Annotated in this window: 24 protein-coding genes and 1 pseudogene; 7 read left to right on the forward strand and 18 right to left on the reverse strand. The window is 60.0% G+C overall.

The features are described 5' to 3' along the window. The first annotated feature begins 3 nt into the window (after nucleotides 1-3). The 3 genes from FHS83_RS18225 (at nucleotide 4) to FHS83_RS18235 (ending at nucleotide 1,166) form a co-directional block, all read left to right on the forward strand. Entirely contained in the window at nucleotides 4-450 is a 447-nt protein-coding gene (locus tag FHS83_RS18225; RefSeq protein ID WP_167084757.1) for a pyridoxamine 5'-phosphate oxidase family protein, read from the forward strand. Next, nucleotides 447-875 carry a MarR family winged helix-turn-helix transcriptional regulator gene (locus FHS83_RS18230; RefSeq protein ID WP_167084759.1) on the forward strand — a complete coding sequence of 143 codons (429 nt, stop codon included), beginning with the start codon at nucleotides 447-449 and terminating at the stop codon, nucleotides 873-875. Before FHS83_RS18225 ends, FHS83_RS18230 begins: the two co-directional genes overlap by 4 nt. 72 nt (nucleotides 876-947) lie before the next feature. Beyond that, entirely contained in the window at nucleotides 948-1,166 is a 219-nt protein-coding gene (locus FHS83_RS18235; RefSeq protein ID WP_167084761.1) for a TFIIB-type zinc ribbon-containing protein, read from the forward strand. 27 nt (nucleotides 1,167-1,193) lie between these two features. Here the strand turns inward: FHS83_RS18235 and FHS83_RS18240 are convergent, their stop codons facing one another. Next, complete coding sequence (locus FHS83_RS18240) at nucleotides 1,194-1,376, reverse strand: hypothetical protein (protein WP_167084763.1); 183 nt, start codon at nucleotides 1,374-1,376, stop codon at nucleotides 1,194-1,196. A gap of 344 nt (nucleotides 1,377-1,720) precedes the next feature. On the opposite strand from FHS83_RS18240, the gene FHS83_RS18245 reads away from it, so the two are divergent. Then, nucleotides 1,721-3,115 (forward strand): cation diffusion facilitator family transporter, encoded by a 1,395-nt coding sequence (locus FHS83_RS18245; RefSeq protein WP_167084765.1) that lies wholly within the window; start codon nucleotides 1,721-1,723, stop codon nucleotides 3,113-3,115. Nucleotides 3,116-3,143: 28 nt separating this feature from the next. On the opposite strand, the gene FHS83_RS18250 is transcribed toward FHS83_RS18245, so the two are convergent. The 4 genes from FHS83_RS18250 to FHS83_RS18265 form a co-directional block, all read right to left on the reverse strand. Then, the gene (locus FHS83_RS18250) at nucleotides 3,144-3,356 is read right to left on the reverse strand and encodes a DUF2934 domain-containing protein (protein WP_167084767.1); all 213 of its coding nucleotides are present in this window, start codon (nucleotides 3,354-3,356) and stop codon (nucleotides 3,144-3,146) included. Nucleotides 3,357-3,560: 204 nt separating this feature from the next. After that, the gene (locus FHS83_RS18255; RefSeq protein WP_167084769.1) at nucleotides 3,561-4,715 is read right to left on the reverse strand and encodes a sialidase family protein; all 1,155 of its coding nucleotides are present in this window, start codon (nucleotides 4,713-4,715) and stop codon (nucleotides 3,561-3,563) included. 1 nt (nucleotide 4,716) lies between these two features. Beyond that, complete coding sequence (locus FHS83_RS18260) at nucleotides 4,717-5,217, reverse strand: DUF1579 family protein (protein ID WP_167084771.1); 501 nt, start codon at nucleotides 5,215-5,217, stop codon at nucleotides 4,717-4,719. A 115-nt stretch (nucleotides 5,218-5,332) separates the two neighbouring features. Next, on the reverse strand, nucleotides 5,333-5,803 hold the full coding sequence (locus FHS83_RS18265; protein WP_167084773.1) for a TM2 domain-containing protein: 471 nt from the start codon (nucleotides 5,801-5,803) through the stop codon (nucleotides 5,333-5,335). A gap of 215 nt (nucleotides 5,804-6,018) precedes the next feature. On the opposite strand from FHS83_RS18265, the gene FHS83_RS18270 reads away from it, so the two are divergent. Next, a complete protein-coding gene (locus FHS83_RS18270) occupies nucleotides 6,019-6,687 on the forward strand; it encodes a hypothetical protein (protein ID WP_167084775.1) in 669 nt (222 codons plus the stop codon). Nucleotides 6,688-6,715: 28 nt separating this feature from the next. On the opposite strand, the gene parC is transcribed toward FHS83_RS18270, so the two are convergent. From parC to FHS83_RS18330, 12 genes and pseudogenes are all read right to left on the reverse strand, one after another. After that, the gene (gene parC / locus FHS83_RS18275; RefSeq protein ID WP_167084777.1) at nucleotides 6,716-8,986 is read right to left on the reverse strand and encodes a DNA topoisomerase IV subunit A; all 2,271 of its coding nucleotides are present in this window, start codon (nucleotides 8,984-8,986) and stop codon (nucleotides 6,716-6,718) included. Nucleotides 8,987-9,132: 146 nt separating this feature from the next. Further along, nucleotides 9,133-9,873, reverse strand: a complete 741-nt coding sequence (gene recO, locus FHS83_RS18280; protein ID WP_167084779.1) for a DNA repair protein RecO — start codon at nucleotides 9,871-9,873, stop codon at nucleotides 9,133-9,135. A 235-nt stretch (nucleotides 9,874-10,108) separates the two neighbouring features. After that, nucleotides 10,109-11,023 carry a GTPase Era gene (era, locus tag FHS83_RS18285; RefSeq protein ID WP_167084781.1) on the reverse strand — a complete coding sequence of 305 codons (915 nt, stop codon included), beginning with the start codon at nucleotides 11,021-11,023 and terminating at the stop codon, nucleotides 10,109-10,111. Nucleotides 11,024-11,184: 161 nt separating this feature from the next. Next, entirely contained in the window at nucleotides 11,185-11,925 is a 741-nt protein-coding gene (gene rnc, locus FHS83_RS18290) for a ribonuclease III (RefSeq protein ID WP_208414951.1), read from the reverse strand. Then, nucleotides 11,858-12,631 (reverse strand): signal peptidase I, encoded by a 774-nt coding sequence (lepB, locus tag FHS83_RS18295; RefSeq protein ID WP_167084785.1) that lies wholly within the window; start codon nucleotides 12,629-12,631, stop codon nucleotides 11,858-11,860. Before lepB ends, rnc begins: the two co-directional genes overlap by 68 nt. A 46-nt stretch (nucleotides 12,632-12,677) precedes the next feature. Continuing rightward, a complete protein-coding gene (gene acpS / locus FHS83_RS18300; protein ID WP_167084787.1) occupies nucleotides 12,678-13,076 on the reverse strand; it encodes a holo-ACP synthase in 399 nt (132 codons plus the stop codon). After that, a pseudogene (locus FHS83_RS19940) lies at nucleotides 13,073-13,425 on the reverse strand (GIY-YIG nuclease family protein). Before FHS83_RS19940 ends, acpS begins: the two are co-directional and overlap by 4 nt. Before the next feature lie 207 nt (nucleotides 13,426-13,632). Further along, on the reverse strand, nucleotides 13,633-14,364 hold the full coding sequence (locus FHS83_RS18310) for a pyridoxine 5'-phosphate synthase (RefSeq protein WP_167084789.1): 732 nt from the start codon (nucleotides 14,362-14,364) through the stop codon (nucleotides 13,633-13,635). A 168-nt stretch (nucleotides 14,365-14,532) separates the two neighbouring features. After that, nucleotides 14,533-16,788: a RelA/SpoT family protein gene (locus FHS83_RS18315; RefSeq protein ID WP_167084791.1), complete on the reverse strand. Its 2,256-nt coding sequence runs from the start codon at nucleotides 16,786-16,788 to the stop codon at nucleotides 14,533-14,535. 193 nt (nucleotides 16,789-16,981) lie between these two features. Next, nucleotides 16,982-17,368, reverse strand: a complete 387-nt coding sequence (rpoZ, locus tag FHS83_RS19855; RefSeq protein WP_167084793.1) for a DNA-directed RNA polymerase subunit omega — start codon at nucleotides 17,366-17,368, stop codon at nucleotides 16,982-16,984. 79 nt (nucleotides 17,369-17,447) lie between these two features. After that, nucleotides 17,448-17,987, reverse strand: a complete 540-nt coding sequence (locus tag FHS83_RS18325) for a CcdC protein domain-containing protein (RefSeq protein ID WP_167084795.1) — start codon at nucleotides 17,985-17,987, stop codon at nucleotides 17,448-17,450. 42 nt (nucleotides 17,988-18,029) lie between these two features. Then, complete coding sequence (locus FHS83_RS18330; protein ID WP_167084797.1) at nucleotides 18,030-18,416, reverse strand: DUF3574 domain-containing protein; 387 nt, start codon at nucleotides 18,414-18,416, stop codon at nucleotides 18,030-18,032. A gap of 190 nt (nucleotides 18,417-18,606) precedes the next feature. Between FHS83_RS18330 and sciP the strand changes: the two genes are divergently transcribed. Then, entirely contained in the window at nucleotides 18,607-18,885 is a 279-nt protein-coding gene (gene sciP / locus FHS83_RS18335; protein WP_167084799.1) for a CtrA inhibitor SciP, read from the forward strand. A 45-nt stretch (nucleotides 18,886-18,930) separates the two neighbouring features. Here the strand turns inward: sciP and folK are convergent, their stop codons facing one another. Beyond that, a complete protein-coding gene (gene folK / locus FHS83_RS18340; protein ID WP_167084801.1) occupies nucleotides 18,931-19,422 on the reverse strand; it encodes a 2-amino-4-hydroxy-6-hydroxymethyldihydropteridine diphosphokinase in 492 nt (163 codons plus the stop codon). A 98-nt stretch (nucleotides 19,423-19,520) separates the two neighbouring features. Here folK and FHS83_RS18345 point away from each other — a divergent pair, with 98 nt between their 5' ends. After that, entirely contained in the window at nucleotides 19,521-20,093 is a 573-nt protein-coding gene (locus tag FHS83_RS18345) for a LabA-like NYN domain-containing protein (RefSeq protein WP_167084803.1), read from the forward strand. Nucleotides 20,094-20,167 lie beyond the last annotated feature (74 nt).

The raw sequence follows: 20,167 nt of genomic DNA on the forward strand, positions 1-20,167 counted from the left end.
GACATGCCCAGCAAGAGCCAGATCCTGAAGGTGATGAATGCGGCGCATGCCGTCTATCTGGCCACGATGTCGGAGAATGGCCCGCGCGTGCGCGCGCTGGTCAATCTCCGGCGGCGTTGGGCCTATCCGATACCAAGCCTGATGGCGCGCACGGACGATTTCACCGTCTATCTCACAACCTCAAAGGCCTCGGACAAAATCGCCGAGATCACCGCCGATCCGCGGGTCTCAGTCTATTACAGCCGCCCCCTCTTGTACCGCGGTGTGTTGCTCAGCGGGCGCGCAGAGGTCCTGGAGAGCGCCGCGCTCAAACAGGCGCTGTGGAGCAATGACTGGCGCATCTATTGGCCTGACGGCTATAGCAATCCTGATTATGTGGTGGTGCGCCTCAAGCCTTCCGAAATCCGCGGCTGGTGGGGCAGCAAGCCATTTACCTTCGAGGGGCCATGACGACGCGCCAAGGCGGCTTTCTGATTGCTAAAGTACATCAGGCGGCGGGACGGATTTTCGCCCGGCTTCTGAAAGCGCGCGGCATGGAGTTTCACCCCGCGCATGGGCGCATTCTGTTTGTGCTGTGGCAAAACGGGCCGATGCCGATCCACGACCTTGCCCATCGGGTTTCGCTCAGCAAATCCACCCTGACCAATGCGCTCGACCGGCTGGAAGCAACCGGAGACGTCCGCCGCCTGCGTTCCGATGAAGACCGGCGCTCCATCACGGTGGAACTTACTGAACAATTCGACCAAACCCGGCTGCGCTTCGAAGAGGTTTCCAAAGCCATGACCGCCCGCTTCTATGACGGGCTGAGCGAGGCTGAAATCACCCGCTTCGAAGCCACGCTGCAGCGCATCCTCACGAATTTGGAAAAAGCCTGACGTTATATTTCTGTCACGCCCTTGTAGAGAAAGCCCCCGTCCCTACATGCTGATGAGTGTGAAAGGACCGGTATGCCGCTTCTGATTTGCCCTGCCTGCAATGTCGAGATGAACCAGGTTCAGCGCTCGGGCATCGAGATCGATATCTGCCCGCAATGCCGGGGCGTCTGGCTGGACCGGGGAGAACTTCACAAGCTGCTCAATCCTATCCGCAACGACGCGCATGAAATTCCGCGCGACGACTTCTATCGCCGCAACAATCATTTTCACGATTACGACGAGCGCGGATAGCCCTCTCTCATAGCGTCGAGAAATAGATCAGGCGTTCGCGGCAATAGGCCAGATGCTGCGATCGATACGGCCGCGCAAATGATCGGCATAGCCGCGATAGACCCGCCCCAGGCTGAGGATCTCTTCGCGTAAAACCAGATCATCCGTGGCATAGGCCAAGCGTTCGCACTCCGCCGCGCGCGTTTCGTATTCTTCAGCGCTGTGCTGCATGACCCAAACTCCCCGGATGGCCGGTTTCTGAATTATTCTAATTCAGACTGATTAACCGACCAAATCTCTCAGGTGTTCCGGGCGCGACTGGCCCAACACAAAAAAACGTGCCGGAGCAGGAGTTTACACCATCACAAAGGGGCCATTCGAAGGCGCGGACACAGCGCGCCACAGCGGCGTGACGCCGCAGTTGTAGGGTCTTTCGTCCTGCGATTGTCGCGCACTCACCCGTTCTACGCTGACGAGTGCGAACCGCGGAAGGCTCAAAGGGGTTGGCTGCCGCCTCGACATCGCCGCCTAAGCTCGTCAGAACATTGCGTCATCACCCAAGGGATGCCTTCACCATGTCCGCCAGCCACAGCCCCGACGCGGCGATGAAGGAAAAGACCTCCGTCGCCCTCTCCTCCATGGCGGCGAGCTTGCTGATGACCATCGGCAAATTCGTGGTGGGCATCATGACCGGCAGCTTGGGCCTGCTCTCAGAGGCGCTGCATAGTCTGCTCGATTTTGGCGCTACGGTTCTCACCTTCCTGGCGGTGCGGGTGAGCGACAAGCCCGCAGATGACGAACATCACTATGGCCATGGCAAGATGGAAGCCGTGGCCGCGCTTGCGGAAACCGCCCTGCTCTTTCTCACCAGCGCCTGGATCATCTACGAAGCCGCCCATCGCCTCTTGACGCGCAATTTCACGGTGGAAGCGACCTGGGCCTCTTTCGGCGTGGTGATCGCCTCTATCGTGATCGATATCTCCCGTGCCCGCGCCTTGATGCGCACCGCCAAAAAGACCGGCAGCATGGCGCTGGAAGCCGATGCGCTGCATTTTTCGTCGGACGTTCTCAGCTCCTGTGTGGTGTTGGTCGGGCTTGGCTTTGTCGCGCTTGGCTGGCCTTTAGGCGATCCTATCGCCGCCATCGGTGTTTCCATTTTTGTCTGCCGCGCGGGCTGGAAGCTCGGCAAGCGCACCTTCGATGCATTGGTCGATGCCGCACCTGAAGGTGCAGCAGAGGCGATCCGCCAGAAGGTCCGCACCATCGCAGGTGTAGTGGAGGTGAAGCGCGTGCGAATCCGCCCTGCAGGCAGCGTGCATTTCGTTGATGTCGAGGTGGCGATCGGGCGCGGGCTCACCCAGACGAAAGTTTCCGAATTGCGCGAGGAGATCGAAGCCGCCGTCCGCGCCGTTTTGTCAAATGCGGAAACCACGCTCACCACCCTGCCGCTTGCGCTGAATAATGAGACGATCTATCAGCGCGCTGTGATCATCGCGGCCAACCACGGTGCGCATGTGCATCATGTCAGCGCGCACCACGTGGAAGGAAAACTATCAGTCAGCTTCGATCTGGAAGTGAATGGGCGGCTGAAGCTTTCAGAGGCGCATCAAATCGCAACCGCGCTCGAAACCGAGATGCGCCACGAGTTCGGGGCAGGAACCGAAGTCGAAAGCCATATCGAGCCCATGGAAGATCACGCCTTATCCGGCACCTCGGTCGAGCCTGCACAGGTCAGCGAGATCACGGCAGTGTTGCAGCGCTTGGCAGCGGAGAATGGCTGTCTTTCGGAGGTTCATAACGTGCGGGTACGCCGTATTGGACGCGGCCTGATCGTTATTTTTCACTGCCGCACGGCGCCCGAGCGTACCGTGGAGGATATCCACGGCATCGTGGATGAACTGGAGCGGCGCCTACGGCAAAGCGTGCCCGGCATCTGGCGCATCGTGGCGCATGCCGAGCCACTTCGCTAAAGCGCTATCTCCAGCATTAAGTGCGGCATCACTCCGGGTGCCTTACCGGGCGCATAGAAATCGCGAAACGCGGCGGCACGAAGTTGGTCTCATCCCCTTGCAGGGCCAGACGCAGCGCTTCTTCGATTTCCGCGCGGGCGCGTTCCAGATACTCACTTTCCTGCCCTGCCGGGCGACCTTCGCGTTCCCAAAGCAGATGGCTGCGGGCGCTGATGCATTCCTCGAGTTGTTTGCTGTCCATAGCTGCGGCCTCCTCGCCACAAAATGGACACACATTAGACGACTTTTGACATATTGATGCAACCATAGATTTGCATGGAAACCGGTGGCGGTAAGCGCAATCAGGCACAAAAAATGCCACATCGGGGAAAATAACTACCCACGCGGGCACACCCAAGAACCAGTTTTGCTTGCGATTTTATGGGAGCGTTAACGGCTCCCGGTGTCAGCGCAGCGCGGAGAGCGGGATTCGACTCATCTCGACTACCTCTTTTCCGCTGGCATATCCGACATAGAGCGCATCCCGCCAAACCAGGGATTTCGGATAATGATAGCCCGGCCGCTTATAGAGACCAGGAAAGTGGATCTCCGGCGGGGGACCGGCACGCAAAAGAATGGCACGGTCGAAATGGGTTCCGTCCTTGCTGAGGCTGAGGGCCAGCGGACTTCTAAGCTTGGTGCCTGAGGGCGCGTTGACGAGAAAAGCAGTACCATCGGAAAGATTGCCCGCGCTCTGCTTGGCGCGGCTATCGGGCATGGCAGTGAGGACGGGTGTAGTCCAGCTCCGCCCACCGTCGCAGCTCTGGGACGCGAGCTGGCGGAAACTGTCGGCCTGATCACGCATCACCAACACGGCGCAGCCATCGGGGCGAAGAAAAAACGAAGGTTCGAGTTCGCGGCTTTCCAAATTTTCCTTGGCGAGGCCTTCATGGGGAAGGTTTGCCATCTTCCCCCTCACCCACCCCGTCAGGCCGCTGCGATCATCGGTGTAGTACGGCGCGAGCTTGACGCCGGGCTGAAGATGAAAGGCCGCGAGGATGCGGCCATTGGGTAGCGAGTGCGGGTCTTGTTCGATCACGCCATCAATAGGTTTTCCATCGGCGCCGGTCACCGGTTTCGGTTTGGACCAATGCTCACCATCTTCTGAGGTAATGGCGAAGGCCCTGCCGCCGGTGTGAAAATCGCTGTTCCAGATATTGATATAGGCGGTGAGTATTTTGCCATCGCTTCCCCAGCCACCAGAAGTGCGGATGGTTTTGCCGACATCGGCGAGGATGCGCGGCGCTGACCAATGCAGCCCGTCCTCACTCACCGCATAGACGACATGGGTGTCCGTGGAATCTTCGTCTTTCTGCGAGGTCTGCCATTGGGCGTAAAGCTTGTTCTTAAAGCCGAACAGGACCACGCCGTTGACATAGGTCTCGCCGCCCGCTGTGGGGCTGTAGATGGTGATGGTTTGCGTGCCAGCTGCGGGTTTCAAGCCGAGATCGTCGGGACGCGACACATCGAAGAGATGCGGCGCAACGGTGTAAGGCGCGTCCCCGGCCAGCGCGGGCACAGACAACAACAGCGTGGCCGCGAAGATCACACCGCGCAGCATCTTACGGCCGCTTCAGGGTCAGGCGCGCGAAAGGCTGGCGCACGCCTTTGTCCTCACCATCCATCGCCCAGGTCCAGCTGCCAGCCTTGGCGTCGTAAGTCATGGTGTTGAAGAAATCACCGCTGGCGCTTTTGAAGACGAAAGGCAGCTTGTCGCCATCGCGCGTGGCAGACCCGCCATCGGTTGTCGCCGCAACAACCGTGTTGTCGAACCAGAAGCAGACATAGTGCTTCTTGGCCGGATCATAGGCGAGCAGCACTTCGGCAGCGTATTGCGGCTTACCGGCGGCGTCTTTCTCGCGGCTGATCTCGCTAAGACGCAAATACTGATCATTCAGCACCCATTCGGCTTTGACGTCGTGGGTGGTGGCTTCTTTGCCGATGGTGCCCGTCAGCACCCAGCTTCCGGCGAGATGATCAAGCAGCGCATCCTTAGCGGCAAAAGCGGGCGAGACCAAGAGCGCAACGAGCGCACAAGCGATGGCGAGAGAACGACGCAACATGATAGCCCCCTTAAGACCGGATGATTTTACCCTGGCCCGCCGCCGGAACAAGGACGGAACAGCATAGCTGCTATCTCGTAGCGGGGCTTGCACCCAGGGGCCATGACTTCAGAGATCAAAACCACAGCTTCTTGTGCTGGACATATTCCTCATCGAACTGGGCATCGGTTTTGGTGAGATAGATGATGCCCTCGATCAGGACGATCACGCCAACGATCAGAAGCGGGAAAATCAGCCACCAGAGGAACAAGGTGATCAGCAGAAGGATCACACCTTGGGTGGTGTAGCCGAGATAGAATTTGTGGATGCCTAAATTGCCGAGAAATATGGCGAGCAGCCCGGCGGCGATTTTCGATTTGGCATACACCGGTTGAGAACCGATGGGCGCCCCGCTTGCACCAGGCAGGGGGATCACGCCGGCAGCGCTGCCATCTTCCCGCACCTCGAAATCGACTTCCATGCCGAGGCGGATCGCCAGCACATTGCCGCGATATTCGGTGCCCCTGAAGGTGTAGCGCTTGCCGTCCTGGCCCGAGATGATGCCTTCACCCGTTTCCGGACTGTAGGTCAGAATTTGGCCCCGCATGATTACCCCCGATGATGATGCATCGGGAGGCTAATCGAATTCTACTCGCCCTTCTATGGCACAAAGTTGTAGCTGCTCGTTTTCCGGGAAGAGGCGTACGCAAGCGCTGTTGTTAATCCTCTGGAAACCAAAACATCCCTGCACGAATAGATTTCACCCCGCCGCAACCCTTACGGGCGTATTGTGGGTCGCTGAGGGCATTGCGGGGTGTTGCCGTGACCATGAAAAAAGCCATCGCCCGAATTGTTGCGGCCACGTTGTGGGGCTTAGCGGCAACGGCGGCCGAAGCCGACTATCTGCAAGACCACGGTTCATCCGTCACGATCGTCGATGCACGGCCATCGGAAGATTCGGCCAGCAACAGTGGCTCAGTTTGGATGTGGAACGATAACTATGGAATTCAGCAAGTCGGCGATGCGGCGACCGAGCCCTCCCGCCTGGCTTTGCTGCAACGCGATCTCAACCAGGGGCTCGAGCCCGGGATGTTGCACAGTCCCCTTGTACTGAAACGCTATTGCATTCGTCTCGATAATCAAAAGGCCGAAGTCAATCAGGCGCTCGCCGTCGCTGCGGTAGGGGTGTTCGGCGCATTTGCAGGTCAGACGACGGGATCGGGTACGGCTTCCTTCTTCGAAATCGAAATCGAGGCCGTGGTGAACGACCAGCTCGAAACCGTTCATCTGCGCTATCCCAATGGCCGGAAAGTCTATGCCAATTGGGGCGAGCGGAAAAATGTGGAACCGCTCATGGCTGCGATGGGGCAAGCCCATGCCGAGCTGATCAGCAAAATCAAAGCGAATGGCGGGATCGAACGGGCGCAAGCGAGCCAAGGCTTCCGCCGCTTCTCCGACATGTTCCCAGAAAAGGATGCCGCCCAGGACTGACGCTCCGGGCGGCAAGCCATGCTTATTCTCAACCGAACTTGCCGGACCTTGCCCAGCCCTTGGGGAGGACGCGGCCGGTTTGGGCGCGTTCGGCTTTGTAATCCTTCAGATCGGAAGGGCCGAAGTTCTTGCCGTTTTCGGCTTTCAGGCCTTCTTTCCAGGTGAAGGTGATGGCGTCGAGAAGTTCGCCGTCCTTGTAGCGCTGCAGATAGACGCCTTGCCCCTTGGCCATTTCCGGCACTTCGGCGAGCGGGAAGATCAGCAGCTTCTTTTGCAGGTCGAGGCCGCGCTTGTTCTCGCCCACGACAGCGACGGTGTCGCCTTCGACAAAGCGGCAGACATTGGCCTCGCCCGGCATCTTCACATTCATGACCCGCTTGCCGACCTTCGTGGAGGCAACGGCATCGTCTTCCGGCACGATGAAGCCATGGCCGGTGGTGGCGGCAAGGAAGAGCTTGCGGCCCGGCACATGGGTGAAGACGGTGACGATGTCGGCTTCCGGCGCCAGATCGATGAAGCTGCGGATGGCCTCGCCATTGCCGCGCCCGCTCGGAAGCTTGGAGCAATCGAGCGTGAAGAAGCGCCCGTCCGTCGAGAACAGCATCAGCTTGTCGGTGGTCTCGGCATGAATCCAGAAGCGCTCGCGGTCACCTTCGCGGTACTTCACCTGATCGGAGGGCTCGATGTGGTTCTTGAAGCTCCTCAGCCAGCCCTTTTGCGAGCAGACGATGGTGATGGGCTCGCGCTCCACGGCGGTTTCGATGGCCGTCACCTCTTCGGCGATGGCTTCCACCTTCTCCACCAGCTTGCGGTCAGCGATCTTGGAGCGGCGCTTGCCGATTTCGGTCTTGAGGCCGAGCTTTTCGTCCACCGCCTTCATCTCATCGACCAGCTTGTTGGAGATGAGCTCCTCGGAGGCCAGGAGGCGCTTCAGCTCCTTCTGCTCCTTGGAGAGGTCTTTGTGCTCGCCGCGGATCTGCATTTCCTCGAGCTTGCGCAAGGCGCGCAAACGCATGTTGAGGATGGCTTCGGCCTGGTTTTCCGTCAGCGTGAAAGTCTTCATCAGGACGGGCTTGGGCTCGTCCTCGGTGCGGATGATCTTGATCACCTTGTCGAGGTTCAAGAAGACCGCGAGATAGCCTTCCAAGACCTCCAAACGGGCAGCGATCTTTTCCAGGCGATATTTGGTGCGGCGCTCCAGAACCGTGCGGCGGTGATTGATGAAGGACTGCAAGGCATCGCGCAGGCTCATCACCCGCGGGACCAAGCCGCCGTCCAGCACGTTCATGTTGAGCGGCACGCGGGTCTCAAGGTCGGACTGACGGAAGAGCTGCTCCATCAGGACGTTCTCGTCTACCGTGCGGGTCTTGGGGATGAGGACGATGCGGATGTCTTCGGCGGACTCATCCCGCACGTCATCCAAGAGCGGCACCTTCTTCTGCTCGATCAGCTCGGCAATGCGCTCGATCAGCTTGGCCTTCTGGACCTGATAGGGAATCTGGTCGACCACGATCTGATAGGAGTTACGAGCGCCCTCTTCCCTGGACCAGCGGGCACGCACGCGGAAGGAGCCCCGGCCGGTGCGATAGGCCTCGGCAATGGCGTCCGGGCCATCCACCACAATGCCGCCGGTCGGAAAGTCCGGGCCCTTGATGTGCTTGAGCAGGGTTGCGTCGCGGCAACCGGGATTCTTGATCAGCTCGATGGTTGCGGCGCAGAGCTCACCCAGATTGTGGGGCGGGATCGAGGTCGCCATACCCACGGCGATACCGTTGGAGCCGTTGGCGAGGAGGTTCGGGAAAGCGGCGGGCATCACCACCGGCTCATCCTCGGAGCCGTCATAGGTGGGGCGGAAGTCCACCGCGTCCTCGTCGAGCCCTTCCATCAGCATGATGGCGGCTTCGGTCAGGCGGGCTTCGGTGTAACGCATGGCGGCCGCGCTATCGCCGTCGACATTGCCGAAATTGCCCTGGCCATCGACCAGCGGGTAGCGGACGGCGAAGTCCTGCGCCAGACGCACCATGGCGTCATAGACCGCCGTGTCACCATGGGGGTGGTATTTACCGATGACGTCACCGACCACGCGGGCGCACTTCTTGAAGCCCTGGCTCGGGTTCAGCCCCAAGAGCCGCATGGCATAGAGCAGACGGCGATGGACGGGCTTCAGGCCGTCGCGGGCATCCGGCAAGGCGCGCTGGGTGATCGTGGACAAGGCATAAGCGAGGTAGCGCTCGCTCAAAGCCGAGTGCAGCGGTTCCGGGCGGATATCGTCAACGACAGGCTCAACGGTCTTGGGCATTACAAACTCTCAAAATCAACCGAACCCTCCCCCTGAGGGAGGGCTATCGCTTATGGGAATTGGCACCGATTGTCATCCCCAGCCGCGAGCGACGCGAAGATGCCCGAGGCCTTCAGCGATACCCCCCATATGGGAGGGTGGGCTTTCTACTTCGATTCGCGTCCGGTCTCTGCCGCGAGTGCTTCCAGGCGCAGGCGGGCTTGGGGCATTTGCTTGCCGTTGGGGCGGAGCGCGCGTTCGAGAAGGAAATGCCCGGTAAGCGCGAGACCCACAGAGATATCCTCAAGTGAAATCTGAGCCGCGGGATCGCTCAGGAACGGCGGCAGAACAAAGAGCCTGCCCTTATAAGGTGCCCCTGCCGCCTCCGAGACCGCCCGACCGGATTTGGGAGAAACATAGATCAGGTTCTCGGTCTCACCCGTGGCGGCGCAGGATTTCAGATCGAGGCCGAAGCCGAGGGTTTCCAGGAGGCCCGCCTCCCAGCGGACATAGAGCGCGCCCCAATGTGCGATGCCGTCTTCCATCATGGCATCAAGGAGAATGTTGGCAGCGACAAATACCGGATCGTAATACGGCGCGCGTTCAGGAAGGGTTGCGCTGGCGAGCGAAGAAAAGGCGTTAAGCCCAATCAGTGCCTCGCGATTTTCCATCAATGCACCTGCGCGGGCACGCGCGGGTTCGACGGCGAAAGAGCCCAGATGTTCGGAGAGCCGGGCTCGCCAGACCAACTGCACGGAGTTGCCGGGCTGCATGACGGGCTTCAGTTTGCGCGAGCCACGCACCAGCCCTGCGGTGCGGCCATGATCGCGGGTGAGCACCTCGAGCACGCTGGCGCTCTCGCCATGCTGGCGGACGGATAAGACGATGGCCTCGTCAGTCCATTCCATGAGGGGTTACCAAAGCTGCACTCATTGTCATCCCGGACGCGCCTCAACGATTTCGAAGTTTAGCACTTTGGCGCGATCCGGGACCCACTCAGAAATATGGATGTTGTTGAAGTGGGTCCCGGCTCTGCGCGCCCCTCCGCACGTAGTGCTTCGGAACGCTTGGCCGGGATGACAATGGGGCGTGGCGCGCCCGGGATGACAGTGAGGGGTGAGACGCGTTCGGTCGCGAGATGGTTCACTCCTCCGGAAACTCAAGCCCGATTTCGCGGTAGTGCTCGCGCTTATCGGCCCAGTCTTCACGCACTTTCACAAACAGGAAAAGGTGCACCCGGCGCTCAAAAATCTGTTCAAGCTCTTTGCGAGAAGCGGCCCCGATGTCTTTGACGGTCTTGCCATTTTTGCCAAGCACGATGCCCTTCTGGCCGTCGCGCTGGACATAGATGATCTGATCGATTTTCACCGAGCCGTCTTGGCGTTCTTCCCACTTCTCGGTCTCCACCGCGGTGGCATAGGGAAGCTCTTCATGCAGGCGCAGATAGATTTTTTCGCGCGTGATCTCGGCAGCCAAGAGGCGCGAGGGAATGTCGGCGGCCTGATCCGGCGAATAGAGGAAGGGGCCTTCCGGCATCTTCGACCCGCACCACGTGGCGAGGTCTTCGAGGCCATCGCCCTTGAGGGCGGAGATCATAAACACCTGCTCGTAGACGCCGGTCTCGTTCAGCTTCTGGACCAGCGGCAGCAGATCCTCGCGCTTCATGGCGTCGATCTTGTTGAGTGCCAGGGCGGCCTTGCGCCCGCTCTCCTGCAGCCCCTTGATGATGCTTTCGGTGTCGGAGGCGGCATGGCCATTCGGCTTTTCATGCAGGTCATGGGCGTCGACGAGATGCACCACGGCATCGGCATCGCCTGCCCCGCTCCAGGCAGCCGCGACCATGGCGCGGTCGAGGCGGCGGCGCGGCTTGAAGATGCCAGGCGTGTCCACGAAGACGAGCTGGGTATCGCCGCGCATGGCGACGCCGCGGACATTGCTGCGGGTGGTCTGCACCTTGGGGCTGACGATGGCGACTTTGGAACCCACCAGGGCGTTCACCAGGGTGGATTTGCCGGCATTCGGGGCGCCGATAATGGCCGTGAAGCCGCAACGGGTCATAAGAAACTCCAATCAACATGGCCTGATGCGGCCATCAAACATTCGTCATGGCCGGGCTCCGACCCGGCCATCCATCTAAATCACGCCCATGGTGCCAAATGGTACCATGGACGGCCGGTTCAAGCCCGGCCATGACGGTGAAAGGTAGGACGGCATATTCCTCATACCGCTTTACCTACACTGATAAGCATTTTACGGGCGGCGTCCTGCTCGGCCTCGCGTTTGGAGGTGCCAGTGCCGGTTTGAGGCTCCTTGCCGATCACCGCGACTTCCACCGAGAAGACCGGGGCATGGTCAGGCCCTTCCCGGCCAACCACCTTATAGACCGGCGCGCCCGATTTGGCGCCCCTGCTCTGGGCCCATTCCTGAAGCCGGGTCTTGGCGTCCCGCATCTCCTCGGTAAGGCTGGCGAAGGTCTCGACCCAATAGCGCTCGATGAAGCGCTTGGCGGCATCCACCCCGCCATCAAGATAGAGGGCGGCGATCACCGCCTCGGTGGCGCCGGAGGTGATGGCGATCTTGCGCCGCCCGCCGCTGCCCTGCTCGGAGCGCGCCAGAATGAGATGGTCGGCAATCCCCGAAGCTTCAGCGGCTGCGGCGCAGGCTTCCGCCCGCACGAGATGGTTGAACTTCAGCGCTAGATCGCCTTCGTTATCCTTGGGGTAAATCTCATGCAGCTTCTCGGCGGCGATCAACCCCAGGACGCGGTCGCCCAAAAATTCCAGGCGCTCATTGGAGCCCGAGCCAGAGGCGGAGGCATGGGTCAGCGCCCGCCTCAGAAGATGCTTGTCCTTGAAAGTATGCCCCAGCCGCTCTTCGAGCCCAGCCAGCGCCTCAGTCGATCGCGCGGAAGAGGCGGGCGAAGCGGACGGCCCGCGGCCAATGCCAGAAGGTGAAGACACCGGTTTTTCGCTCATCAATGGAGAAGAATTTGAGTTCGGCTTTGCCGATAAGGTTTTCAGCCGGAACATAGCCGACAATGCCGCGGCTGTCGTCCGAATCGTCCCGGTTGTCACCAAGCATGAAATACTGCCCGGCAGGCACGGTGTACACCGCAGTCGTGTCGCTGGGGCCATCGCTCTCTCGATCTAGCACGAGATAGGATTTGCCGCCCGGCAGCGTCTCGCGGTAGCGCGCGACATGGTGAATATAGCCGTTCTCGTCCTCGATGTAATCGGCCACGCGGAGCTTCGGCACGGGCTTGTCATTGAGGTAGAGCACACCATGACGCATCTGCACCCGATCTCCGGGCAGGCCGATGACGCGTTTGATAAAATCCCGTGACGGATCTGAAGGCAGCGCGAAGACCACGACGTCACCGCGTTCCGGCGCACGTGCAAAAAGCGGCTTGAAGGACGGCAGGAGCCGACCCCAGGGGAGCGCATAGCGGCTGTAGCCATAGGCGAATTTCTCGACCAGCAGGAAGTCGCCGACGAGCAGCGTCTCCTCCATTGAGCCGGAAGGGATGTTGTAGGGCTGATAGAGCAGTGTTCTTTCCGTGAGCGCGATGAGCAGCGCCAACGCGAGTACCTTCAGGATATCCCACCAGGATTCCACGGGCGCCGCCTCTGCCCTGCCCTCGCCCGAAGATGTCTGTTGCCCGCCCATGGAAAGAGGGAACCGGATGCCAGCGCCAAGGTCAAGCTTGGTTCAGTTAGGCCGGGTTGGCCGAGATGATCACGATGGCCTGGGCGAGCGGGAAATCGTCAGTGATGGTAAGATCGATTTGCGCCACCATGCCCGGTGGGGTGATTTCTTCCAACCGTTTCAAGGCGCCGCCGGTAAGCTGCATGGTCGGCTTGCCGCCAGGAAGATTCACAACCCCCATATCGCGCCAATAGACGCCCCGGTTGATGCCGGTGCCGAGCGCCTTGGCCGTCGCCTCCTTGGCGGCAAAACGCTTGGCATAGCTCGGGGGCCGATTGGCGCGGCGGTCGGATTTGGCGCGTTCGACATCGGTGAAGATGCGATTGAGAAACCGCTCGCCATATTTGGCGATGGACTCTTCCACCCGGCGGATGTCGATGAGGTCGTTGCCAATACCGAGGATCATGGAGGTGGGTTTCCTTGCGTGTCAGTAGGCAGGATTTGCGGCATCAGACGGGCAGCCTCGCCGAAAAGCGCAGGATAGAGATCGGCCCAATGCGGATTATCGCGCTCGATCAAGCTTCGCTTCCAATCCCGCCGCCACCGTTTCAAACGTTTTTCCCGATGGCTTCGACAATATCGCCGTATTCTTCAAACCACACCAAGCGATGAACGGCATGTTTTTTCGTGAAGCCCGGCACCGCCCCTTCGCGATGCTCGTGAATCCTACGCTCAAGGTCGTTGGTCACGCCGACATATAGCGTGCCTTGAGGGGCACTCGCGAGCATGTAGACGTAATAACAGTGGTCGCGCATGCCCCCTATCATACCAAAGTTGTCATCCCGGCCAAGCGCTGCTCTCAGGTGGCTGAAATGTGCCGTGATGACGGGGCAGCGCGCAGAGCCGGGACCCACTTCGAAATCCGCGCTGGCGGAAAAGTGGGTCCCGGATCGCGCCATTCTGCCAGATGCTGAGATCATCGTGGCGCGTCCGGGATGACAGGGGGCTCTATTTTTCCCCCTCTATTTCCCCCGTGCCTCGTCCATCAATTGGCGCATGCGGCGGATGGAGCCTTCGAGGCCGACGAAGATCGCTTCGCCGATCAGGTAATGGCCGATGTTGAGTTCCTTGATTTGCGGGATGGCGGCGATGGGCTGAACGTTTTCGTAGGAAAGCCCGTGACCCGCGTGAATTTCGAGGCCGAGCGAAGCGCCAAAAGCGGCGGCTTCCTCGCATTTCTTCAGAAGGCGCTGCTGCTCAGCACCCTTGGCTTCGCTATAGGCGCCGGTATGCAGCTCCACCACCGGCGCGCCAAGCTTGCGCGAAGCTTCAAGCTGGGCCTTATCGGGCTCGATGAACATGGAGACGCGGATGCCCGCCTCGACCAGCTCGGTCACGATAGGCTTCAAGCGGTCGAACTGGCCGACGGCATCGATGCCGCCCTCGGTGGTGCGCTCCTGACGGTTCTCCGGCACGATGCAGCAGGCATGCGGCAGATGCTCGAGCGCGATCCTTTTCATCTCCTCGGTCGCGGCCATTTCGAGGTTGAGCGGAATACGCAGCTCAAGACGCAAAGCCTCGATGTCGTGATCGGAGATATGGCGGCGATCTTCGCGAAGGTGCGCCGTAATACCATCCGCGCCCGCCGCTGCCGCCATCATCGCCGCCCGAAGAGGGCTCGGATGCGAGCCGCCGCGCGCCTGACGCACGGTCGCCACATGATCGATGTTCACACCAAGACGAAGTTTGTTCATTTGAAACTCCCTTTAACCTCCCCCTTGCGGGGAGGTCGAAGCGCAACGCGCTTCGGGTGGGGGACTATACCGGCGAGCAGGAGTCATGAGTACCCCCACCCGAAATTTGCTCCCGCAAATTTCGACATCCCCCGCAAGGGGGAGGCAAAATTCAAGGGGAAGATGAAATTACAGGCTCGCGCTTGGTTGTTGCGGCTCTTCGGGTTCGCGCACGCGATCGACAGATTCAACCACATCGGTGACGCGCAAGGCGCCCTGGATGTTCTGCAGATGCACGACGTCGCGCACCACCACATCCACCTGGAAATCGAAAAAGAGCTCGTTTCGGGCGATGGTCTTCATGTTGAAGATATTGCCGCCGGCATTGCCGATGGCGGTCATCGCCGCCCCCAGCGAACCATTGGCGTTGCGCACCCGCACTTTCAAACGGGCGACGGAAGGCCCCATCTCGGCGGCGTGCGTGCCCCAGGCAACGTCCAGCCATTCGATGGATTTGTCGTTCTGGGCGCGCTCAAGCTCGGCACAGTCTATGGTGTGGATCACCGCGCCCTCGCCCGGCGCCATCAAACCGACGATACGATCGCCGGGCAGCGGATGGCAGCATTGGCCGAGTTTATAGGCGACGCCTTCGGTGAGACCGCGAATAGAGATACGCTTACCTTCCACCGGCTGCTCCAAAAGCGCGCGCTTGCGCCGTTCGGGGTCCTGCTTCAGTTCGGGGTAAACCGCTTCCAAGACGTCACGCGCGCGCAACCCGCCATGGCCGATCTGCGCCATGACATCATCGACTTTGGAGACGCCGAGCTTCTTGGCGACGCCCTCCACCGCCTTATCGGTCAGCGGCAGATTCTCGTCGGCGAAAACCTTCTCCAGAATCTTGCGGCCGAACTTAATGTGCTCGCCGCGCTGCTGCTGGCGCAGGAATTTGCGGATTTCGTTGCGCGCCCGGCCGGTGATGACGAATTGCTCCCAGAGCGGTGACGGGGTTTCGTCCTTGCCCGCGATGATCTCGACCTGATCGCCATTGCGTAAGGGGACATAGAGCGGCGCCGGAGCCCCATTCACCTTGGCCCCGAGGGTGCGGTGACCCAGATCGGTATGGACCTGATAGGCAAAGTCGATCGGCGTCGCCCCGCGCGGCAAAGGAATGAGATCGCCTTTGGGGGTGAAACAGAAAACCTGATCCTGGAACAGATTGAGCTTGGACTGCTCGAGAAATTCTTCCGCTGTCGAACCATTTTCGAGAAGATCGACCATTTCGCGCAGCCATTCATAGCCGCGGTTTTCGCCGAACTCGCCCGGATCGGAATGGACATCGCGATAGCGCCAATGGGCGGCGATGCCGCGCTCGGCGACCTCGTGCATTTCCTTGGTGCGGATTTGGATTTCCACGCGCTGACGCTCCGGCCCGATAAGGGTCGTGTGCAGGGATTTGTAGCCGTTGGGCTTAGGTGTGGAGATGAAATCCTTAAAGCGGGCCGGGACCGCTTGCCAGGCCATGTGCAGAACGCCAAGCGAGCGATAGCAATCGGCCTCGTTGCGCACGATCACGCGGAAGGCGAAGATGTCCGAGAGCTGCTCGAAATTGATCTTCTTCTCTTGCAGCTTGCGCCAGATCGAAAATGGACGCTTGGAGCGGCCATAGACCCAGCAATCGATGTTGTGCTCAGCGAGCTTGCGCTTGATGTGGTCGGACACGCGGTCGACCAGCTTGCCGCGCGAGGTATCAAGCCGCTCCAGCCGCGTGACGATGGATTTGCGCGCTTCGGGATAAAGCTCCTGGAAGGACAGATCCTCCAGCTCCTCGCGCATATGCTGCATGCCGATGCGGCCCGCCAGAGGGGCGTAGACGTCGAAGGTCTCCTGCGCGATGCGGCGGCGCTTTTCCGGCTTCTGGATGAAATGCAGGGTGCGCATGTTGTGCAGGCGGTCGGCGAGCTTGACCAGGAGCACGCGGATATCGGCCGACATGGCCAGCATCAGCTTCCTGAAATTCTCGGCCTGTTTGGTGCGCTCGGAAAAGACCTCGAGGCCGGTCAGCTTGGTGACACCGTCCACAAGATCGGCGATCTCCTTGCCGAAATTCTCCTGGATGTCCTCGTAGGTGGCGACGGTATCCTCGATAGTGTCGTGCAGCAGCGCCGTGGCGATAGACGCTTCGTCCAGCTTCAGCTCGGTGAGAATCGCGGCCACTTCCAGAGGGTGGGCGAAATAGGGATCGCCGGAGGCACGGAATTGCTTGCCGTGCGCCTTCATGGCGTAAACATACGCCTTATTCAGCAGCGCCTCACTGGCCTCGGGATCGTAGGCTTTGACCTTATCGACAAGATCGGTCTGCCGCATCAATTTGCGCCGCCCGCGCGGACGCGGCGGATTGAGCGAGACGACGTTATTCTTGTCTTCCGATTGGGGCGAAGCGGTCATACCCATATTATATAGGCACAAGATATTGCTTTGCGGAATTGATGTTGCCTCAGAGGCTTAAAAAAAGCCTCCGCGATGCCGTGAAACAGCAGGCGCCCGCGCAAATCGCGGATTATCCGAACCGCGATATGGCCAAAAATGCAAAAGGCCGGAGTCGCCCCCCGGCCTTCGCGTATCTCTGTATCGGCGAGACTTACTCGTCGTAGTCCTCGACCGGCTCCGGCTGGGGCTCGGCGCGGCGCTGCGCTTCGCTGGTCAGGGCGCGCAGGAGCTCTTCTTCCGTCACCTGACGGAACGCGGGATCTTCGCGCGCATCGTCGGTATCGGGACGGGCTTCCTCCGGCTCATCGACTTCGGCATGCTTCTGCAGCGATTTGATGTGATCTTCGCGCAGATCTTCCGGCTTGAGCACCTCGGCAGCGATTTCGCGCAAAGCCACGACGGGGTTTTTGTCCCGATCGCGATCAACCATGGTGTCCGCTCCGCCGGAGAGCTGACGGGCGCGGAAAGCAGCCGACAGAACCAGATCAAAGCGGTTCGGAATCTTGTCTACGCAGTCTTCAACAGTGACGCGAGCCATTCGCTATACCCTAACGTTTTCGGGAGGCCGGGGAACCTATAGGAAACGGCCAGCCGGGGCAAGCCCATGATTTTCGCCCTTATTCTGCCTGATTCCCGGCCTGAGCGGGGACAGAATTCCCGCCCTGACCCTGTAAAAGTGCCATTGCCCGGCGCCACGTCTCCCAAGCCTGGGCAGCCACCATCGCCACCACGAAAATGAGCCCGGCGTCGGTATAAAGCAGGACTGAGTCGGAGTGCGGCCCCATGGGGTCGCCGCCGAAGGTCTGCCGTGCCGCGTAGCGCAAGGCCAAAAGGCCCAGAAACAGCGCCATCCCGACCACGGAGGTTTTAGAGGTGATGGTGCCGGTCGCTGTATCGATCGAGAGCGTCTGATGGCTGGCGAGGACATAACCAAGCCCTGCCCCAACCACCGCACAGGCGGCGAAGATTGCCAGGTTGAGGCTGGTGAGCGCGGGCGGATGCAGCATCGCCAGCGCCAGAATGACCACAAGGAAAACGGGGCGAATCCACAGCTTGTTAGGCTTGAGCGGCCGCCCGCGCATGTTGCGCACCATGCGCAAGGCTAAAAGCCCCAGGAAAACCCCTGGCCCGACATAAGAAACGTACCCGCTCGCCATAGCCACCCCACTTGAACGCAGAGAAGCTTAGAGCAATTCGCATCAGAAGGAAGCGCAGCCGCGTGTCTCAAATTGTAATACCGCTTCCTGATGAAAGCGCCGCTTGTAGGCGGCACGTACGGCCTCGAGCTTTTCCGATGCCGCCGTCGGAAGCACTACAATCAGGTGCTTGGATTTCTCACGCACGATGCCCTCAGCTCCACGCCACTGCCCGTTTGCCTCGAGCAAGGTGAAGCCATCCGGAAAACGCGGCGTGATCTCGGCATCGGCAAAGTTCTGCCATTCCCTCTCTGAGACCTCGCCGCCATCGCGCATACCGCGTCCAAAAAAAATATCAGCCTTTACCATGGCGCGTTCACCAAGCGGACATTGAGACTCAGACACGCCAGCGCAGCCGGCCACAATAGATGCCAAAAACAACAGCGCCAAACACCGCATCACGTCCTCCAAAGGTGAATCATATGTCACCGAACCCGATTCCTGAACATTCCCTAAAGTATTGAATTGTCTATAATTTGTCCCCGGCTCCGAGGTACGCGTTTACTTCTCATTAAGGGGTGGAGCGCAGCCTTGAACGCGTTCGAGTCACGCGCGTTTGCGTACAGAAGGAGACATGCGTATGTCCCAACAAGGCCGGTACCGGGGGGGAAAAGCCAAAGAGTTCACTATCGGTCACATCACCATGGCCGATCTTCCGCCTCGCGATACCGTGCGCTGGGTATCCAGCCGCAAAGCCACTGTGGTGGAGGCGGTGCAATGCGGTGTCATCACCCTTGCCGATGCCTGCAGCCGCTATGCTCTGTCGCTAGAGGAATTCCTCTCCTGGCAGCGCGCGTTGGAACAGGGCGGCACACCGGGATTGCGCGCGACCAATCCAGCCAAGCCGAAGGAGCATTAGCTGAAGGCTAAGCCGAGGAACACGAGGTGTCAGCGCCCTTCCCCATCAGGAGAGGCGCTGAACCGCGTCACGCTCTTTCGAAGGCAGTGCCGACAGTAATTGCGACAGAGGCACCCGTGAAACGGGATGACGCCAATCCGGCGCGATATCGCTGAGCGGCACCAGCACAAAAGCGCGCTCGCTCAGACGCGGATGCGGCAGCACAGGCCAGTCCGTCTCGATGCGCTCATCATAAGCAAGTAGATCGAGATCAAGTGTGCGTGGGCCATTCACATGCGCACGCACCCTTCCAAACCTCTCTTCCACAGCATGCAGCAGCGTGAGCAACGATGCTGGATCACGCTCTGTTGCGATCTCTGCCACGGCATTGACGTAAGGTGGATCAGCGGGATCCGGCCAAGCGGGTGTGCGGTATAATGCTGAAACCTTCAGCACGCGAACACTTTGGGCAGCGAGTTCCTTCAGCGCAGCTTTCAGCGTGACATGCGGCTCACCCACCGAAGAGTCGAGGTTCGCGCCGAGTGCAATCAATATCATACCTATCCTGCCTTGCGCCGCACCGCGGTTGGTTTAGAACTTGAAGCCGGGCCACGGGGGATTTGCCCGCTCGGTCGTTTATTTTTACGGAGGTTATTATGCTGTTCTATCCGCAAGAGAAACTAGCGCTCTTCATTGACGGTGCCAATTTGTATGGCGCCGCGAAAGGGCTGCAATTCGATATCGATTACAAGCGGCTTCTGGAACTCTTCGCCCGCAAGGGAATATTGGTGCGCGCCTTCTATTACACCGCCGTCGCTGAGGATCAGGAATTCTCGCCTCTGCGTCCGCTAGTGGATTGGCTCGACTACAACGGCTTCTCGGTCGTGACCAAACCGCTCAAGGAATTCACGGACGCGCAAGGCCGCCGCCGCGTGAAGGGCAACATGGATATCGAACTTGCCATCGATGTGATGGAGATGAGCGATCAGGTGGATCACATCGTGATCTTCTCGGGCGATGGCGATTTCCGCCGCCTGGTGGAAGCTGCCCAGCGCAAGGGACGCCGCGTCAGCGTGGTTTCCACAATCCGCACCCAGCCTCCGATGGTCTCCGACGAATTACGACGTCAAGCCGATAATTTCATCGAACTCGATGAACTCAAGGCCTTGATCATGCGTGAAGGCGGCATGCGCAGCGCCCATTCCATGAATGAGCAAGTGGCGCCGTAATTCGCGCCAAATTTGATTTTCTTTTGCGCGCGGCGGAAAAATTTCTTCACCTCCAGAAGGAGAAATTTCGCTGG

Origin of the sequence: Rhizomicrobium palustre (assembly GCF_011761565.1) — a bacterium.
Lineage (GTDB): Bacteria > Pseudomonadota > Alphaproteobacteria > Micropepsales > Micropepsaceae > Rhizomicrobium > Rhizomicrobium palustre.

Bases quoted from the DNA above. Each gene is read 5' to 3' on its own strand.
- FHS83_RS18225 (WP_167084757.1), top strand. From the start codon at position 4: ATGCCCAGCAAGAGCCAGATCCTGAAGGTGATGAATGCGGCGCATGCC.
- FHS83_RS18230 (WP_167084759.1), top strand. From the start codon at position 447: ATGACGACGCGCCAAGGCGGCTTTCTGATTGCTAAAGTACATCAGGCG.
- FHS83_RS18235 (WP_167084761.1), top strand. From the start codon at position 948: ATGCCGCTTCTGATTTGCCCTGCCTGCAATGTCGAGATGAACCAGGTT.
- FHS83_RS18240 (WP_167084763.1), bottom strand. From the start codon at position 1,376: ATGCAGCACAGCGCTGAAGAATACGAAACGCGCGCGGCGGAGTGCGAA.
- FHS83_RS18245 (WP_167084765.1), top strand. From the start codon at position 1,721: ATGTCCGCCAGCCACAGCCCCGACGCGGCGATGAAGGAAAAGACCTCC.
- FHS83_RS18250 (WP_167084767.1), bottom strand. From the start codon at position 3,356: ATGGACAGCAAACAACTCGAGGAATGCATCAGCGCCCGCAGCCATCTG.
- FHS83_RS18255 (WP_167084769.1), bottom strand. From the start codon at position 4,715: ATGCTGCGCGGTGTGATCTTCGCGGCCACGCTGTTGTTGTCTGTGCCC.
- FHS83_RS18260 (WP_167084771.1), bottom strand. From the start codon at position 5,217: ATGTTGCGTCGTTCTCTCGCCATCGCTTGTGCGCTCGTTGCGCTCTTG.
- FHS83_RS18265 (WP_167084773.1), bottom strand. From the start codon at position 5,803: ATGCGGGGCCAAATTCTGACCTACAGTCCGGAAACGGGTGAAGGCATC.
- parC (WP_167084777.1), bottom strand. From the start codon at position 8,986: ATGCCCAAGACCGTTGAGCCTGTCGTTGACGATATCCGCCCGGAACCG.
- recO (WP_167084779.1), bottom strand. From the start codon at position 9,873: ATGGAATGGACTGACGAGGCCATCGTCTTATCCGTCCGCCAGCATGGC.
- era (WP_167084781.1), bottom strand. From the start codon at position 11,023: ATGACCCGTTGCGGCTTCACGGCCATTATCGGCGCCCCGAATGCCGGC.
- lepB (WP_167084785.1), bottom strand. From the start codon at position 12,631: ATGGGCGGGCAACAGACATCTTCGGGCGAGGGCAGGGCAGAGGCGGCG.
- acpS (WP_167084787.1), bottom strand. From the start codon at position 13,076: ATGATCCTCGGTATTGGCAACGACCTCATCGACATCCGCCGGGTGGAA.
- FHS83_RS18310 (WP_167084789.1), bottom strand. From the start codon at position 14,364: ATGAACAAACTTCGTCTTGGTGTGAACATCGATCATGTGGCGACCGTG.
- FHS83_RS18315 (WP_167084791.1), bottom strand. From the start codon at position 16,788: ATGACCGCTTCGCCCCAATCGGAAGACAAGAATAACGTCGTCTCGCTC.
- rpoZ (WP_167084793.1), bottom strand. From the start codon at position 17,368: ATGGCTCGCGTCACTGTTGAAGACTGCGTAGACAAGATTCCGAACCGC.
- FHS83_RS18325 (WP_167084795.1), bottom strand. From the start codon at position 17,987: ATGGCGAGCGGGTACGTTTCTTATGTCGGGCCAGGGGTTTTCCTGGGG.
- sciP (WP_167084799.1), top strand. From the start codon at position 18,607: ATGTCCCAACAAGGCCGGTACCGGGGGGGAAAAGCCAAAGAGTTCACT.
- folK (WP_167084801.1), bottom strand. From the start codon at position 19,422: ATGATATTGATTGCACTCGGCGCGAACCTCGACTCTTCGGTGGGTGAG.
- FHS83_RS18345 (WP_167084803.1), top strand. From the start codon at position 19,521: ATGCTGTTCTATCCGCAAGAGAAACTAGCGCTCTTCATTGACGGTGCC.